Below are 16566 nucleotides of genomic sequence, written 5' to 3' on the forward strand. Positions count from 1 at the left end.
AGATGGGCACGTACTCAGCGGATCTCGACGCTTTGGCGCAGCTGGGCGTGCCCCGGATCAACGCGGTCAGCCTCGATCCCGACCTCGGCCGCAGTTTCGACCAGTTCGCCGCTCTGACAGAACTTGCCGCCCAACGGAATATCGAGACCGTCGTCGAACCGGTACCGGGCCTGACCGTCGGCGACCTGCCCACGGCGCTGGCCGCTCTGGCACACGTCGCGAGACCCGACTTCCGGCTGTTGATCGACACCATGCACCTGGTGCGGTCCGGGTCCACCGCGGCCGACCTCGCCGCACTGGATCCCACGCAGATCGGCTACGCCCAACTCAACGACACGACGCTGCAGCCGCGCCTCGATAACTACATGGAGGAAGCCATGTACGAACGCATGGTTCCCGGCGAAGGCGAGCTGCCGCTGCACGACTTGCTGCGCGCGCTGCCCACCGGCATCGTGCTCGAACTCGAAATCCCGCAACGGTCACTGGCATTGGCCGGGGTCAGCCACATCGATCGGCTGCGCCCCGGCGTCGAAGCGGCACGCCGCTTGTTGTCCGAGATGTGATATTCAGGTCGGCTGGCGCAGCGGGAGGCCGGCCGCGCGGTAGATCGCGTCGATGACGGTCATGTTCTCGACGGCGTCCTGCGCGGTTGTCTTGACCGGCTCGCCACGCAGTACGGCGGCCGCGAAAGCGTCGAGCTGATAGGCGTAGGAAGGGCGGCGCCCGAAGCGCTCCACGCGTTTACCGTCGGCAGATCGGACCGACAACCGATGGAAGAACTGCGGTGCAACCGGATTGAGTACACTCAGCTCGCCGCGGTCGCCCAGCACCTTGGCGCTCATCCGCAGCAGATTCGACGACCACATCGAACAACGCACCCGGCCGGAATGCCCTGCCGGAAAAAGTAATTCGGCCGTCATTGCCCGGTCGACCCGCGGATCGCGCAGCTTCACCTGTGCCGAAACGACTTCCGGAGTCGCACCGCCGAAGGTGCGGGCCATGTGGACCGCATAGCACCCGGCATCCATCGTCGCGCCACCGGCAAGCGAGTAGTTGTAACGGATGTCGGAGAACTTGGGCAGCGGGAAGCACATCGCCGCCTCCACCCGCTGCAGCTTGCCCAGCTCGCCCGAGGCGATGATCTCCTCGACGCGCAGCGCCAGCGGGTGGTAGCGGTAGTGGAATGCCTCCATCACGACCCGGTCCGACTGCGCGGCCAGCGCGGCGATCTCGCCGGCCTCGGCCGCGTTGGCCGTGAACGGCTTTTCGCACAGCACGTGCTTGCCGGCGGCCAGTGCGGCCCGGGTCCACCTGCCGTGCAAGCCGTTCGGCAGCGGGTTGTAGACGGCGTCGAGCTCCGGGTCAGCGATCAATTCCTGGTAGCCGTCGTGCACCCGGGCGATGCCGTGTTTGGCGGCGAATTCCCGGGCGCGGGACACATCGCGTGCGGCGACCGCGGCCACCACCACCTCGGCATTGTCTTTGGCCGGATTGATCAGTGCCATCGGCGCGATGCGGGCTGCACCCAGCACGCCGATCCGCACCTGCCGCGGCTCAGGCATGGCCGGGCTCTCGACGGGCGAACGCGGGCGCGTGCTCGGGCCGGACGCCGACGCCGATGAAATACGCGGGCAAGGCGGACAGCCACGGCAGCCGCTCCATCACGGTGAGCAGCGCCGCCGGCGGCGTGAGGTCCGCGCCGCGCAACAGCGGTCCCAGCCCTCGCTGCAGCACCCGCTGCACCCCCTGGGTCACCGCCGTGGGAAACAGGCGGCGGCGCCGGACCGCAGCCAGGTCGCGATCGGTAACCCGGTGCCGCCGCAACGGCCCGGCCAGGATGGTCGCGGCGGCCACCGCGTCCTGGACCGCCAGGTTGATGCCGACGCCGCCCAGCGGAGACATCGCGTGCGCGGCGTCGCCGATGCACAACAGGCCGGCGGTGTGCCAGCGGCGCAGCCGGTCTACCCGGACGTCGAGGTGCTTGACGTCGTCCATGGATTTCAAGGCCAGCACCGCATCACCCGCTTCGGGTACCAATGCGCCGACCTCGCGGCGAAACTCCTCGATGCCCCGCGCACGCAACTCGGGGTCAGTCCCCTTGGCCCCGATGTAGGCGATCTGGTTGTAACCCTCCCGCGGGATCACACCCAGCGCCTTGCCGGGACCCACGCGAGGCAGGAACGAGAATTCCGTCTCGCCTTCGCGCGGCAGGCGGAACCACCACACGTCGAAGATCACCGGGAATTCGCGGACCTTCAGGCCGGCCTCCCGACGAAGGATCGACCCCCGGCCGTCGCACGCGACGGTCAACTCGGCCCGCAGTTCGCCGGGGCCGTCGGGCCCCTGGTAGCGCACTCCGTTGACCCTGCCGCCGTCCCATAACAGCCCGGTGGCCTCGCACTTCATCCGCAAGGTGAAAGTCGGCTCGGCTTCGGCGGCCTCGGCCAGCAGCTTCAGCAGGTCCCACTGCGGCACCATCGCGACAAACGGATGGGGCTGGCGCAACCGCCCGAAGTCGACGTATGTCACCTTGCGGCCGTTGGTTTCGAATGCCGCCCGGTGTAGCTCGCTGTGCGGCAAAGCCGCGAACCGCTTCCACAAGCCCAGCTCGTCGAGCAGGCGCAGCGTGGTCGGATGCACCGTGTCGCCGCGGAAGTCGCGCAGGAAGTCTCCGTGCTTCTCCAGCAGGGTGACCTCCACGCCGGCCCGAGCCAGCAACAGCCCCAGAACCATCCCGGCGGGGCCGCCACCGATGATCGCGCACGTGGTTGTCTCGGCCATCAGCGCCCAAGCATACGTGGTGGCCGGTCAGCCGCTGCCCACAGTCTGGTTCTGCATCGAAATTGGCTGTAGCGCAAGAGTTCTAGCCTTACACTTGATAAACCGAAATGGGATCCAGGATGACGCCACTGTCCTCGACATAGCGGTCCCACAGGTCGAGGAGCTCGGCCAGCTTCTCCGGGTACGTGGCTGCCAGATCGTCGATCTCGCCCGGGTCGACGGACAGGTCATAGAGCTGCCAGGCGCCCGGGCCGTACGGCGCGGGCAGGTAGAGCGCCTTCCAGTCGCCCTGGCGGATGGCGCGGCGGCCGAACAGCTCCCAGCCCGTGCCGGTATCGGCGTCATGCACCGCATCGGCAGCGCCCGAGAGATATGCCACCAGCGAGCGCCCCCGCACGGGTGCCACCTCGCGACCGCGGTATTGGATGCCGGGGTGTTCGGTGCCGGCGAGCTCCAGCACGGTCGGCACGATGTCCATGACGGTCGCGAACGCGGTGCCGATCTGGTCCTGGCGGGCAAAGCCCGGCCAGGTGATGAAGCCGACCACCCGGATGCCGCCCTCGGTGGTGAACGCCTTGTGCAGGCGCGACGGCGCGGTGGCGGCTTGTGCCCAGCGTGGGCCGTACCAGATGAACGAAGTGGGGCCGCCGAGGTTGTCCAGGCTGTTGTCGCAATGCTTTTCGATCTGGGCGGCGATCTGGGCGCCGCGCAGCGGCATCGCCTCGACGATCGCGCCCTCTGCGCCGTTGTCGGACAAGAAGATCACCACCGTGTCGTCAAGCTCGCCGGTCTCGGCCAGGTAGTCGACCACCCGGCCGATGTTCCAGTCCATCCGGTCGACCATGGCGGCGTAGACCTCCATGCTGCGGGCTAAGATGGCCCGCTCGTCGGCGGTCATGTCGGCCCACTCGGCAGCACCGTCCGCGACCACCGGGTGCGCCGCGACATCCGCCGGGCACAGGCCGAGCCGTTTGAGTGCGGCCAACCGGGCCTCACGCAACGCGTCCGGACCGCCGTCATAGCGGCCGCGATAGGCGGCGATGGATTCTGCAGGAGCTTGCAGCGGCCAGTGCGGCGCCTGAAAAGGCAGATACGCGAAGAACGGTCGGTCATCATCCGGGCGGCGTTCGCGGAAGTAGCGCAACAGGGTGTCGGCGTAGAAGTCCGACGAGTAGAAGTCGTCGCCGACCGTGACGAACCGGTCGTCTTCGGTGTAAAGCGTTGGGACGGGCGAGAATCCGGCTGCCCTGGCGCCGCCGTAGTGGCTGGCGCCGGCCGGCAGCAGGGCGAACGAGCGCTCGAATCCGCGCGCCCACGGTGATGTCTCGATCGTGTGCCCCAGATGCCATTTGCCCGACATCAGCGTCAGGTAGCCGGCGTCGCGCAGCAGTTCGGGCAGAGCTACGACCCGGTCGTTCAGATATCCCTCATAGCCGGGCGAACCGGCGAATCCGGGGATCGCGACCTCGAGCATCGTGCCGATGCCCGCGATGTGGTGATCGGTTCCGGTCAGCAGCATCGCCCGGGTGGGCGAGCAGGCCGGCGCGGAATGGAAGTCGGTGAACCGAATCCCCGCGTACGCCAATCGGTCCAGGTTCGGTGTGTTGATCTCGCTGCCGAACGCGCCGATGTCGGAAAACCCGAGATCGTCTGCCACTATCACCAGGAAGTTGGGGCGCTTCACGCTGAAGCATCCTGTCAGGTCCGGCGCCCGGATGGAACGTCCTGCTCACTAATCGGCGGCGGCGTCTTCCTGTTGGTCCGCGCGCACGCCCCGCATACTCAATGTGGTGCGCAGTACGGCCAGGCCGGCGGGAAGCAGCAGCGCGGCGATGACGGCGAGGATGAGCCTGATGGCACTACCGGTGCTCAGGCCGTGTTTCTGCAGCATCTCGAGTACCGTGCCCGACACGGCCACGCCGACGCCCGCGAGCGTGACCAGCGAGGTCAGCGTGACACCGGCGGCTTCGCCTGCCCGCTCGGGCGACACCGCCGCCTGCGTCGCGATCGTGGTGAACGCGTAGGCCAGGCCCATGGTGAAACCGCAGGCCGTCAGCGCAGCGAGGTACACCACCCACTGCTGCGAAGCGGCCAGTACCCCAAGCGAAACCGCGGCCACCGAGCAGCCGATCCCCATCACCACGGTGGGCGAATAGCGCGACGCGAGGCGCCCCGAGATCACCCCGCCCAGCGCCGCGCCCGCCGACGGGCCGAGGAAGGCGATGCCCGCGACCATCGGCTCCAGTCCGCGCACCAGTTGCAGATTCATCGTCGACAAGAACACCGTCACCGTGTAGGCGATGTTGGCGATGGTGCCGGCGATGACCAGGATGGTGAAGTGCGAGTTGCGCAGCAGCGACAGGTCGACCAGCGGGTGGCGCACTCGTGTCTCGACGGCGACGAACGCGCCCAGGATGGCAACCGACGCAACGAACATCGCGACCGTCCGCACCGACAGCCAACCCCAGCTCGGTGCTCGGTCAAATGCCAAGGTGAACAACCCGATTCCGGAAGTGATCAGCGCCAGACCGCCCAGATCGAGGCGCCGCGGCGCGGTTTCGTCGGACGACTCCGGAATAGTCTTCATGCCGATCAGCAGGGCTACCGAGGCTAACGGCACCAGCAGCCAGAAGATGGCGCGCCAGCCCAGCGTTTCGGTGAGCAATCCGCCCACCAGCGGACCGGCAGCGTTACCCAATCCCGCTATGCCATAAGCCAATCCGATAGCGTGACTGGACCGTTCCGGGGGGAACGCGTTGGTCAGGACGCTGACGGACACCGGAAAGATAAAGGCGGCGCCCAGCCCCTGGACCGCCCGGAATGCGATCACCACAGCTGCGGATGGTGCGACGGCACAAAGCACCGATGCGACCCCGAACAACGCTATCCCCGCGAGCAGCGCGCGGCGGCGCCCAAAGATGTCGCCGATGCGGCCCGCGGGAACCATGAACGCACCCAGCGCGAGCATGTAGACGCTGATCACCCACTGCAGGTCGGAGGTGGTGCTGTGCAGATCCGACGCCATGCGTGGCAATGCGAGGTTCATCGCGAAGTAGTCGATCTGAACACAGAACAGTGCCGTCGAGACAGCCGTCAGTATCCAGCGCGACTGTGTGCGGTCAGAGGCCGAGGTCACGTCTCGACAGTAACGGTAGGAATACAGCCACGAACGGAATTCCGGCCGTGGGCGAGATCTGGCCACGCTTCGGAGAATTCAGCAGCCACCCGCGGCTTTTGCCGACCCGCTCGGCGCGAGGCCGCGGCGGGACTTATCGTGTCTGAAACGCTAATGCCAAGGAGGCTGATATGGACGATGCGCCGGCTGGGCGCGGGGTGCGGCGGGGCCTGGCCGGCGTCGTCGCATTCGTCGCCGTGATCGCAACCGGCACAGTCGGTTCTGCCGTTCGGTGGCCTGCACGAACCCAGCACGGTTGCTGTGGACAGCGCCGGCACCGTGTACGTCGCCGACGCCGGCAACAACAGGGTGGTGGCACTGGCGGCGGGTTCGTCCGCGCCCACTGTGCTGCCGTTCACCGACCTGCAGGGTCCCCATGGTGTCGCGGTGGACGGCGCCGGCAACTTATACGTCGCCACCCTGGGCGACAACCGGGTGCTGAAACTGGCGGCGGGGTGAGCGCAAAAGCTGCTCAAATCTGTTGGCCTGCAACAGGTGTGATGCGTCTTCCATGCCGCTAGCTGTGGGGACGGTGGTCGCCGGCTACCGGATCGAGGGGGTGCTGGGCTCCGGCGGAATGGGCACGGTCTATCTGGCCCGGCATCCGACGCTGCCCCGCAGCGATGCCCTGAAGATCCTGTCCACCGAACTCTCCCTGGACGAACAGTTCCGGTCCCGGTTCATCCGCGAAGCCGACCTGGCCGCCACGTTGAATCAGCCCAACATCGTCACCGTCTTCAACCGCGGCGAAACCGACGACGGCCAACTGTGGATCGCGATGGAGTATGTCGACGGCACTGCCGCCGGCAATCTGGCACCCGCGAACCTCACGCCGGCGCGGATCGTTCGCATCACCACGGACGTCGCCAGGGCGCTCGACTACGCCCATTCCCGCCGGGTGCTACACCGCGACGTCAAACCGGGGAACTTCCTGGTTTCCGCGCCGGCAACCCCCGAAGAGCGGGCGCTGCTTGCCGATTTCGGGATCGCCCGCGCGCTTGACGACGCCACATCGCTGACCGCCACCGGTTCGCTGGTCTTCACCGCCGCCTACGCCGCACCCGAGGCGATCGAAGGCGGCCCGACCGACCACCGGGCCGACATCTATTCGCTGGGCTGTTCACTGTTTCGGCTGCTGACCGGACAGACACCTTACGGCGAAACTGGCTCGCTCCCGGCGATGTTGGTGGCCCACATGATGCGGCCGGTGCCACGGCCGAGCGAGCTGGCCCCCGGCCTGCCACCGGCGATCGACGAGGTGATTGCCCGCGCGATGGCCAAGGACCCAGCCGATCGATTCACCACCGCGGGCGAATTGGCCGGCGCCGCCGCGGCCGCATTGAGCGGTTCCGCCGCGACCCCGGATACCGGGTCCCAGACGCGCAGCTGGACAACCCCACCGGTGTCGTATCCGGCCGCGCCGCGTCCGCCTACGCTGCCCACAACGTCACTGGGGCAACAGTTTCCGGCCAGCTCTGGGCGCCCGTCCCGACGGGTCAAGCGGGGCCTGATGCTGGGCGCGCTGGCCCTGACCGTGGCCGCCGTGGTCGCCTTGGTGACCGTTCTGTTGGTCGGGCACCACCGCGGCGCCGGGTTGGCGGCGTATCAGCCGCAGACACTCACCGGGATGTACGGCGCCGTACAACTCGAGCACCGGCCGTTGGCCATCGCGGCACTGGGACCCGGTGATCCGGATGCGGTGTTGTCGCTGGGTGTCCAACCCGTCGTGATCGGCGGCATCCCCGGCAAACTGCCCAGTTGGCTTCAGTCCCTTGTCCATTCGGCTCCTCCGGTGCTCGGGGTTCCGGATCCGGCAGCGGTGGCGGCGGGCAAACCGGATCTGATCATCGACACCGGAGAGATCGACCGAGCCACCTACGACAAGCTGGCAGCCGTCGCGCCCACGCTGACCCGCCCGGAAACACCAGAGTGGACGTGGCAGGCGCAGCTGACCTGGATCGCCCGGGCGCTTGGCCGCTCGGACACCGCAAAAACACTGATCACGGATTCAGCGGCGCAACTAGCCAAGATCAAGTCCCGGCACCCGGTCTTCGGCGGCAAGTCGATCACCGTCGTCAACTTCTCCGGTACCGCCACCACCGCGGCGGCGAACATGTCACCCCCGACGAGGTACCTGGAAAATCTGGGATTCGCCTACAACACTCACTACCAACGTCGCGCCACCGACCCACCCGAGGTGCCGCTCGACACCCCGAGCGCGTTGGGCCAAGCCCAGTCCACCGACGTTATGTTGCTGTGCCGCACCGACCCAGCCGCCGGAGGCGGCGGATATAACGGTCTACCAACGGGTTTCAGCGCATACAGCGGGATTCTGGTCATCATTGACGACCCGGCCACCATCGCGGCGCTCAACACTGGGGGTCCGGCCGCCACCGCCTATCTGAACGAAGCGCTGGTCAACAAACTGGCTACTCAGATCCACTGACGCGGTACTCGAAGCGGCTGAGCATGTCGTAGTCGCCCATGGGAAGCACCGAAACCAGCTTGTAGATCCATCGCACCGGAGTCGACTCGATTTTCTGGTAACCGGCCAGCGCCGACCTCTGCTTGAGGAACCGCAGCCGCGGATTCCACTTCTCGAGGTCGCGGACGTTGCGGATGCCCCATTTGACGATGCCGTTGGTAAGAACCTTCGACATCGGCGGCGCCACCGGGGACAGTGTGTCGAAAAGCATTTCACCGTGGTCGAATCGGGCGGTCAAGCGGTCCAGCAGCCGGCGGACTTCGGGCTCGGGGAGATACATCAGCAGGCCCTCGGCCACGATCAGCGTGGGGCGACCGGTCGGGATGCCGTCCAGCCACTGTGCATCGGTCACCGACGACCCGATCATCCGGTAGTGCTCGGTGTCGCTGTAGAGCTGGCGGCGCAACTCGATGACACTTGGCTGATCTAGGTCGAACCAGAGCACGGTAGACGGTGGATCGAGCCGGAACGCGCGCCCGTCGAGGCCGCAGCCGAGGTGCAGGACAATGGCGTCGGGGTGGCGGGCAAGGAAATCTGCGCACCAGTCGTCGAGCTGCTTGGCGCGCAACACAACCATGTACTGGTTCGACGCGGGCACCATCGATCGCTTCATCCGCTTGAAGTCGTAGTCGATGCGGTCGACCGCCTCCGCCGCAGCGTGGTCACCCAGAATTGGCCGCCGCGTGCGGCTTTCATAGGCGCGCAGGTACAAGGTGACCAGATTCGTCCACTCCACCGAGCCCCACCGCACCGAGCTGAAATCGACTTTGGCTGTCGTCACGATCGCTCCTCCCCCCGCGCTGCCGATCCAGCCGGGCATCCATTCGCCACGGTAGTCCTGCGAGACCAACCGCATCGGGGCTGCGCAGCGCCTACGATGCCAGGGTGACCACTGCGGATAACCTGTCGCGTCGCATCCTGACCATCGAGGCTTCCCTGGCTGATGCGCTCTCGGGGATCAAGACCGTCGGAGCCACTCAGCGCGTGCTCGGCGACGCGCTGAGGGAATACAGCAACCGGTTGGGCGGAGTCGAGGACCTCGCCCAAGACACCAACCGCCGCATCAGCGCGCTGGAAAAGTCCATTGCCGAGATCAAAGAGCTCCTCGTGCAGGCCCTCGCCCGCTGAGGCGAGCCGATAGTTCCATTGGTGCTAAACGATTTTCAGCACATCTTCAGGAGCCGACGGCGGCAAGTTGGCGGGCGGGCGAACTGTAACGCGAACCCCTCGGGTGCGCCACGCAGACGGATCTGCGGTGCTTGCCCATCGCGCAGGTGATCGCGGCGCTGACGACGTGCGGCACTTCCTGGAGAAGCATGTGCCCGGCGTCGGCCCGGTGCAGGTGGGTGGCAGCGGGGATGGTCGCCGCCAAATCCCGTGCGTGTGCAGGCGGGGTGGTCAAGTCTTTTCCGCCGCTGATCACGATGGTCGTGGCCGCGATGGACGTCAGCGTGTGGTACTGGTCGAAGCGCTGCAGGCTCTTCAGAAAACCGGCAGCGGTCGCCAGCGACATGGAGCGCAGAGCGGATGCGGTCACCGCGGCGACGGCATTCGGGTCGGCGCCTCCTGGTGCGGAACGGTTGATCACGGCTTCGCGGACGGGCCGCATGAGACCCTTGATCACCCGGTCCGTGGCCCGTCGGGGCATGCGCTGCACGACGTCGTACAACATGCCCGTGACGGGAGTGCCCAGCAAGCGGCCCAGTCCTCGCTCGCTGAGCCGGCCGCCCGCGGTGGCCACCAGGACGAGGCCTTGCGGCTGCACCGGACGCTCGGCGGCGGGACGGCCGAAGTATGCCAACGCCGTCATCCCGCCCATCGAGTGTCCCGCCAGCGTCAGCGGCCCCGTGACCTGCAGGGCGGTGAGCACCTCAGCAAGGTCGCCGGCGAGTCGCTCGATGCGGTAGGTGTCCATCGGGGCGTCGGTCGAACGACCGTGGCCGCGGTGGTCGTAGGTGATGACACGTACGCTGCTGCCCCACCGCAGCTGCAGCTGAAGAACCTGGGCAGCCCAGCTCTCCTGAGTGAGCATCAGGCCGTGCAGCAGAACGACCGTGTGGTCGGCGGCAGCTGCCGAGCCGTAGTCGCGGACGGCGAGGCGAACGCCGTCGCTCGTGGTCACCGTGCGCTCGACACAGCCGGTCGCGTTCGCGCCCCGTCGCTGCAACCGCGGCGCAGCAGGTGCCGTCTGAAATGCCGTGGTCGAGCTGGGCTGAGCGAACATAGTGGGCTCCTTGTCGGTCGCTGTCGAGAGGTCCCGACTGCACTGTTGCGATCGAAACTACGGACCGACGGCGGGCCTGACGCGCTTGTGCGCAATAGCCACGCAACACACGATTTACAGCTTTTGCGCATTGTGATCAGCAAATACGATACGGACATCACTCAGCGCAGCTAGCAGCTAGTTAAGGCGCACGATCCCTGACCGCAGCTATCAGATTGGCCGAGCCGTTGTTCCCGCTGCCCACGTTCGCGTGACCGGTGTTGCCGCTGCCCAGGTTGGCGTCACCGGTGTTACCGCTGCCCACGTTGAGCAGGCCGGTGTTCCCCAACCCCAAGTTCAAAATGCTGCTGTTCACGCCGGCCAGACCCGCCGCGGCGGCGGAGCTGCTGACCTGGCCGGACAGGCTCTGCAGGTTTTGCAGCGCGGCCTGCCATGGTGTCAACTGCGCGGCCACCGCCGCCGGATGCACCGTCGCAGCCGACGCCGACTCGAACACCGCTGCCGCCGCCTTGGCCTGGGCGGACGCCCCCTGGGCGCCGGCCGCCGCGGCGTTCAGCCACGACACGTACGGGGCGGCCGCGCCCGCCATCGCCGTCGACGCCGCGCCCTGCCACGACTCATTCAGCAGTCCCGAAGTCACCGATCCGAACGAGGCCGCCGCCGAACCCAGTTCGGCCGCCAGCCCTTCCCACGCGGCCGCGGCTTCCAGCATGGGCGTCGACCCGGCGCCGGAATACATCAGCGCCGAATTGATCTCTGGCGGCAACAGCGAAAAATTCATCGGGACCGTCCTTGTCAGCTGGCGTTAGTCGGCCGGACCGCCCCCTCGGCGGCGGCCACCGTGATCACCTAGGAACCCCCACCCACTGCCCGCACGCGCTCGACCCCCGGCACACCCGCGATTCAGGTTCCCGATACCTGCAGGTGCCTCATCGCCGGCGGCCGTCGCCGCCCACGTGACCACCGACACCATCGCGCGCCTCCCACCGAGACTTGGGCGGCTGCCCGGTCTCTCGAGCAGCCCAGCAGCAAGAGACTCTATGGGTAAGGGCCGCGCGACATCCGCATTTCCACGAAATCTTTGAGCCGGTCCGGAAGAATTCCGGAGCGCGACTCCTCGCATTTCCATGCCATACCCTCGCCGGGCCGGACGCGAAATTTTCTTGAAGCCTGAAACATTTTGTGTACCAGATATTTTCAAGACCTCGGTGTGATGGTTCACGCCACGGCGTAACGCGCGACCCCGGGCTGCCGGCGCTCCGCACCCAGCCCTTCACAAGTTGCGGGACTTATATGCGTCGGCTTCGCGCACACCAAACCCGCCCTCGTCGCGCCGGGGACGGATATACTTCAGTGCTCCGGCGGGAATTTCGGGCAGCAGCAAGGAGATCTCAATGAGTCCCTGGAAGCGGCCAAGCGCCGTGTTTGCTATCGCCGTACTGGCGTTCACCGCTGTTCCTGAGGTGTTCGCCGTTATCGAGCCTTCCGGCGTGGCGCTCGCAGATGTATGTGTCAACGCGGGCCGCCGCATTTCGGTGAGCGGGTGCACCAATATTGCCGACGCGGTGGGCCCCTATGTGCCGCCGCCGGGCGTCTACGCCCCCCTGCCGGAGGACTATCCGCCGCCCCCGCCACCACCGCGCGTCAATGTGTGCGCCAATGTCGGCCGCCGCGTCAGCGTCAGCGGGTGCGTGTAGTCCCCGGTCAGAATGCCTCGGGGTCTTGCTGTATCTCCACCGGCACGGGGTGGCGGTACAAGCGTGCAGCGTTCTCCCAGCTGAACTTGCGGATCACGTCCGGTGGCAGGTCGCCGATCTCTTCATGGATCGTCTCCTGGGTGTGCGGCCAGGTCGAGTCACAGTGCGGGTAATCGGCCTCCAGCATGATGTTGTCCACGCCGATCCGGTCGCGCTGCACGAACGACGACTTGTCCTCGACTGCACAGAACCAGAAGTTTCGTGTGAAAACCTCTGCGGGAGTTAAACTCTCGCCCAGCGCCTGCCAGGTGCCGTACATCGCGTGATAGCTCAGCATGTGGTCGAGGCGATCCAGCAAGCCCGCGACCCAGCCGATTCCGCCTTCCGACAAACAGATCTTGAGTTCAGGGAACCTGCTGGGCAGGCCCGAGTACAGCCAGTCGACCGCCGCCGAAATCGCATAGGCGAAGAACAGCACACCCTGCACATCCGGCGGCGCATCCTCGCTGGTGGACGGCGAGGAACCCGAAGATCCGATATGAAGATTCACCACCGTGCCGGTCTCGGCGCACGCTGCCATCATCGGATCCCAATGACCCGAGTGAATGCTCGGCAGTCCGAGCATCGCCGGGTTCTCGCTGAACGTCACCGCATGGAATCCACGCTCGGCGTTCTCGCGGATCATCTTTGCGCCGTCCTCTGGGTCCAACAGCCAGGGCAGTTGGCAGGGGATGATCCGGTCGCGATAGGAGCCCGCCCAAACCTCGAAGTGCCAATCGTTCCAGGCGCGCACGGAGGCCATCGCCAGGTCGCGATCCTTGGTGACCTGCTGCAGCCGCTGGCCGGCGAAGCCGGGCAGAAAAGACGGAAAGTTCAGCGACGCGTAGATGCCATTGAGGTCCATGTCCTTGACGCGCTCGTGGATATCCCATGCACCCCTGCGCATCTCATCGAAGCGAACCGGCTCGAAGCCGTATTCGGACACCGGCCGCCCGACCACCGCGTTGAACCCGACATTGGGTAGTTCCTGTCCGTCGTAGACCCACGTCTGTCCGCCCTGCTCGGTGTCGACGACTTTGGGCGCGCGATCGGCGAACTTTCTCGGAAGACGGCCGGTGAAGGTATCCGGCGGTTCGACGATGTGATCGTCGACCGAGATCACCGTGTAGCGGCGACGGGCCCGGGGCGGGTCGGGCAGCAACGTGACCGAACGTTCCGCGCCGGTCTTGGCGGTCGTGAAATCCAGGTTCGCAGCCAGATCGTCAATCGATTTCATGGTCGGCAGTCTCCTTGTGTTCGAGTAGTGGCGCGAGCAGCCACAAAAGCACCCAATTCGTGCTGGGGTGCTTTTGCGTCTGCTCGGCAACTCAGGTGAGGACATCGGGGTCGGCTTTGATCGTCATCCGTGCGGCGCCGGCCCAGTACACGTCGGCGGCTCGTTCGATCAGCGATCGTTGCATGCCCGCCATATCCGACCAGTTCATCTGCACCGGTTCCTTGGCGGTCAGCAGGACGTCGAAGGCCAGCTTGCAGACTCGCTCTATCGAGGCCGCCCGGTAGACGGCTTCGGCCAGGTTGCGACCGGTCGCGATGACGCCGTGGTTGGCCAGAATCGTGAGGTTGGCACCCCCGATGCGGGCCGCGAGATCCGCTGCGCGGGCAGGGCTGTCGATTTCGCCGTCGTAACTGTCGACCAGGCACAGGTCGTCCAGGAACAGCGAACCCGTTTGATGCACCAGTTCGGGCAACCGCCCCAGCGCGGCGAGCACGCAGACGTAGTAAGGGTGATTGTGAATGACGACGCGCGCGTCATCGCGGACCCGGTGCAGTTCGGTATGGATGTGGATCGCCGGGGTCACGTCCCAGCGACCATGGACCACCCTGGCGTTGCTGTCCACCACGCAGATGTCCGACGCGGTGAGTTCGGCCCACCACAGTCCCCACGGGTTGACGAACATGTCCGTCTGTCCGTCGGGCTGCCAGGTGATGTGCCCGGCCATATTCTCCGCGAAGCCGATCGCGGCGAGATGACGGAACGCCACCGCGAGCGCCTGCTGGTTGGACAGCTCGACGCCGATCGGAGGCACCACCGACGGTGCCCACACCTGCAAGCCACCGCGACGTGCGTCAGGAGCGTTCATGATTGGCCTCCATCCGGGTTCGAATGTCTTCGCGGAGATTGCCTTTGGCGACCTTGCCGCCGGACGATCGGGGCAGTTCGTCGACAACGATCAGACGTTCGGGGAGCAGTTCCTTCGAGACTCCCTGTGCCAGTAGATGCTCGACGATCCCGGGCAGGTCGATGGTGTGCGAGTCGACGAGTTCGGTATAGACGCAGACCTTTTCGCCGAACACCGGGTCGGGCATCGCGACCGCGGCCGCCACCGCGATCGCGGGATGCGTCGTGACGGCGTCCTCGACCTGCGCCGCGCTGATGTTCTTTCCGCCGCGCAGGATGAAATCGGAGGTTCGGCCCCTGATACTCAGGTAGCCGTCGTCGTCAACCTCACAGATATCGCCCATCCGCATCCACCCGTCGCGGGTGAACAGCTTGTCATGGTCGGTGCCGCCGAGGTAGCCGAGGCTGGTCGCGGGGCCCCGGCACGCGGGCTGGCCTAGCCCCGTGTCGGTGACGTCGCGATCGCCGTCGAAGAGTCGGACCGCCATTTCCGGCACGATCCGGCCGCCGGTGCGCAGTCGGCGTTGCCGCGAGTCGTCCAGCGTCGTCGCGCTGAGCATCCCGGTCTCGTTCGAGCCGTAGAACTGCAGAATCTTGGCGCCGGTGAGTTCCTCGAACTCGGAGGCCGGCCGGAACGGCAGCGCCTCGCCGCCGGCGAACACGACGCGCAACGAACTCAGGTCGCAGTGCCGGGCCGCGCCGTCGGCCATGATCATCGTCAATTGTGTACTGACACAGCATAATACGGTGGCCCGATGCCGGGCTATGGCCTCGCAGGCCGCTCTTGGTGTGAACCGTTGCAGGATCAGCGCGGTGGCGCCGAGGTAGATCGGGGTGGTGTGGCTGGTCCAGACGCCGAAGCCGAACGGCATGGGTATGACGGGCAGGAATACGTCGTCGGACGTCAGCACGCCGTTGGCGACTGCCTTCTGGTGGAAGTAGAACCACCGGTTCTGGGTGTGCACGACGCATTTGGGCAGACCCGTGGTGCCGGACGTCGAATTGATCAGGAAGACCTCGTCGGGGCCGAGTCGGGACTCGAGCGCCGGTTCCCCGGCCTCGACGTGGGTGTTCAGGCGCAGGGCTTCGTGACTCATGACCAGCAACGGCAGTCCGAAATCGGCGGTTACACCGGTCGCGGCTGCGCTGCGCTGCTTGTCGCTGATCAGCAACTTGGGCTGCGAACTCTGCAGTATGGCGGCGACCTCACGGGTCCCGGCGCGCGCGCCGATCCCGACGACGGCAGCGCCGCAACGTTCCACCGCGACGAACAGTGCGTGGATGGCGCCCGAGTCACCGTGCCACACCCCGACCCGGTCACCGCGCGTCACTCCGATGTGGGTCAGCTGGCGCGCCAGAGCACTTGCCGCATTGTCGAATTCACCCCAGGTGAGTTGCGCGCCCGGTACGTCGACATAGGCGGCGCGGTCGGGTGAGTGAACGGCGTTGGCGCGTACCGCGTCGGACAGCGTCAGATCGGACCACCAACCCTGTGCTCGGTACCGGGCGGCGTCCTCGGCTGCGAATGCCGGCGATCCCAGGGCCGCCAGCCCACCGACGCTCATCACCCGATCATAGGAAAACCCGGTACAGCCCGGCTCAGGCCCGGCTACCCAAACGGCAGGCCTGCCCTGAGTTGCGCAAGATTGTGTCGAAGTCGTCGGCTGCGCAGAACAGAAAAAGGCAGCGCTATCGCCACGATCAATGCCAGCGCCAGGAAATACAGAGTGGCGTAGGTGGTGGATTGCAGCAGCGCCGCGACGACCATGATCGCGACGCCGATCGCGGAAAATATCCACCCCGATCTCTCGCGCCGCCTGAGTTCATCGTCCGTCTTGTTACCCAGGTAAGCCACGGCCAACCGGGCCGCCGCGTATCGCTGCGCCGGATCGGAGGGCACCGTGCCGCTGGTGAAAGCGGCGAAGGCCGGTGCGCGTTCGGCTGCAGGCACCGCTTCGACCACTCGCTTGCGCATGGCCTCACCCTGGTACGCCAGAACACCACCCAGAGTCACGCCGAAGATAA

General features: G+C 66.5%; 14 protein-coding genes and 2 pseudogenes. 5 read left to right on the forward strand and 11 right to left on the reverse strand.

Features of this window, described 5'->3' with window-relative positions; translation table 11 throughout:
• Positions 1–563: sugar phosphate isomerase/epimerase family protein (locus tag VML93_RS17690; RefSeq protein ID WP_325612615.1), on the forward strand; the 563-nt coding region annotated here is incomplete at its 5' end.
• A 3-nt stretch (positions 564–566) separates the two neighbouring features.
• On the opposite strand, the gene VML93_RS17695 is transcribed toward VML93_RS17690, so the two are convergent.
• The 4 genes from VML93_RS17695 to VML93_RS17710 form a co-directional block, all read right to left on the reverse strand.
• Positions 567–1562 carry a Gfo/Idh/MocA family oxidoreductase gene (locus tag VML93_RS17695; protein WP_325612616.1) on the reverse strand — a complete coding sequence of 332 codons (996 nt, stop codon included), beginning with the start codon at positions 1560–1562 and terminating at the stop codon, positions 567–569.
• Positions 1555–2781 (reverse strand): FAD-dependent oxidoreductase, encoded by a 1227-nt coding sequence (locus tag VML93_RS17700; protein ID WP_325612618.1) that lies wholly within the window; start codon positions 2779–2781, stop codon positions 1555–1557. Before VML93_RS17700 ends, VML93_RS17695 begins: the two co-directional genes overlap by 8 nt.
• An 88-nt stretch (positions 2782–2869) precedes the next feature.
• Positions 2870–4465 carry an arylsulfatase gene (locus VML93_RS17705; protein WP_325612619.1) on the reverse strand — a complete coding sequence of 532 codons (1596 nt, stop codon included), beginning with the start codon at positions 4463–4465 and terminating at the stop codon, positions 2870–2872.
• Positions 4466–4513: 48 nt separating this feature from the next.
• Positions 4514–5917, reverse strand: coding sequence for an MFS transporter (locus tag VML93_RS17710; RefSeq protein ID WP_325612620.1), 1404 nt, complete (start codon positions 5915–5917; stop codon positions 4514–4516).
• Positions 5918–6169: 252 nt separating this feature from the next.
• Here VML93_RS17710 and VML93_RS17715 point away from each other — a divergent pair.
• Positions 6170–6409, forward strand: a pseudogene (locus VML93_RS17715) (serine/threonine protein kinase); the annotation flags it as partial.
• Positions 6410–6467: 58 nt separating this feature from the next.
• A complete protein-coding gene (locus VML93_RS17720) occupies positions 6468–8402 on the forward strand; it encodes a serine/threonine-protein kinase (protein WP_325612622.1) in 1935 nt (644 codons plus the stop codon).
• Here VML93_RS17720 and VML93_RS17725 read toward each other — a convergent pair.
• Positions 8386–9225, reverse strand: a complete 840-nt coding sequence (locus VML93_RS17725; RefSeq protein ID WP_325612634.1) for a class I SAM-dependent methyltransferase — start codon at positions 9223–9225, stop codon at positions 8386–8388. The two genes, VML93_RS17720 and VML93_RS17725, sit on opposite strands and share 17 nt — an antisense overlap.
• Before the next feature lie 101 nt (positions 9226–9326).
• Here VML93_RS17725 and VML93_RS17730 point away from each other — a divergent pair, with 101 nt between their 5' ends.
• Complete coding sequence (locus VML93_RS17730; RefSeq protein ID WP_325612623.1) at positions 9327–9569, forward strand: hypothetical protein; 243 nt, start codon at positions 9327–9329, stop codon at positions 9567–9569.
• Positions 9570–9615: 46 nt separating this feature from the next.
• Here VML93_RS17730 and VML93_RS17735 read toward each other — a convergent pair whose 3' ends face one another.
• Together VML93_RS17735 and VML93_RS17740 are read right to left on the reverse strand one after the other, a co-directional pair.
• Positions 9616–10665, reverse strand: coding sequence for an alpha/beta hydrolase (locus VML93_RS17735; protein WP_325612624.1), 1050 nt, complete (start codon positions 10663–10665; stop codon positions 9616–9618).
• 211 nt (positions 10666–10876) lie between these two features.
• Positions 10877–11446, reverse strand: a pseudogene (locus VML93_RS17740) (PPE family protein); the annotation flags it as partial.
• Positions 11447–12059: 613 nt separating this feature from the next.
• On the opposite strand from VML93_RS17740, the gene VML93_RS17745 reads away from it, so the two are divergent.
• Positions 12060–12362, forward strand: a complete 303-nt coding sequence (locus tag VML93_RS17745) for a hypothetical protein (protein ID WP_325612626.1) — start codon at positions 12060–12062, stop codon at positions 12360–12362.
• Positions 12363–12369: 7 nt separating this feature from the next.
• On the opposite strand, the gene VML93_RS17750 is transcribed toward VML93_RS17745, so the two are convergent.
• The 4 genes from VML93_RS17750 to VML93_RS17765 all read right to left on the reverse strand — a co-directional run.
• Positions 12370–13638 (reverse strand): amidohydrolase family protein, encoded by a 1269-nt coding sequence (locus VML93_RS17750; RefSeq protein ID WP_325612627.1) that lies wholly within the window; start codon positions 13636–13638, stop codon positions 12370–12372.
• 91 nt (positions 13639–13729) lie between these two features.
• Positions 13730–14503, reverse strand: coding sequence for a class II aldolase/adducin family protein (locus tag VML93_RS17755; protein ID WP_325612629.1), 774 nt, complete (start codon positions 14501–14503; stop codon positions 13730–13732).
• Complete coding sequence (locus VML93_RS17760; RefSeq protein WP_325612630.1) at positions 14490–16106, reverse strand: class I adenylate-forming enzyme family protein; 1617 nt, start codon at positions 16104–16106, stop codon at positions 14490–14492. The genes VML93_RS17755 and VML93_RS17760 overlap by 14 nt, the downstream gene beginning before the upstream one ends.
• Before the next feature lie 44 nt (positions 16107–16150).
• The coding region (locus VML93_RS17765) for a hypothetical protein (protein WP_325612632.1) at positions 16151–16566 on the reverse strand (416 nt) is incomplete at its 5' end.

Origin of the sequence: Mycobacterium sp. (genome assembly GCF_035499775.1) — a bacterium.
In the GTDB taxonomy this organism is placed as follows: Bacteria; Actinomycetota; Actinomycetes; order Mycobacteriales; family Mycobacteriaceae; genus Mycobacterium.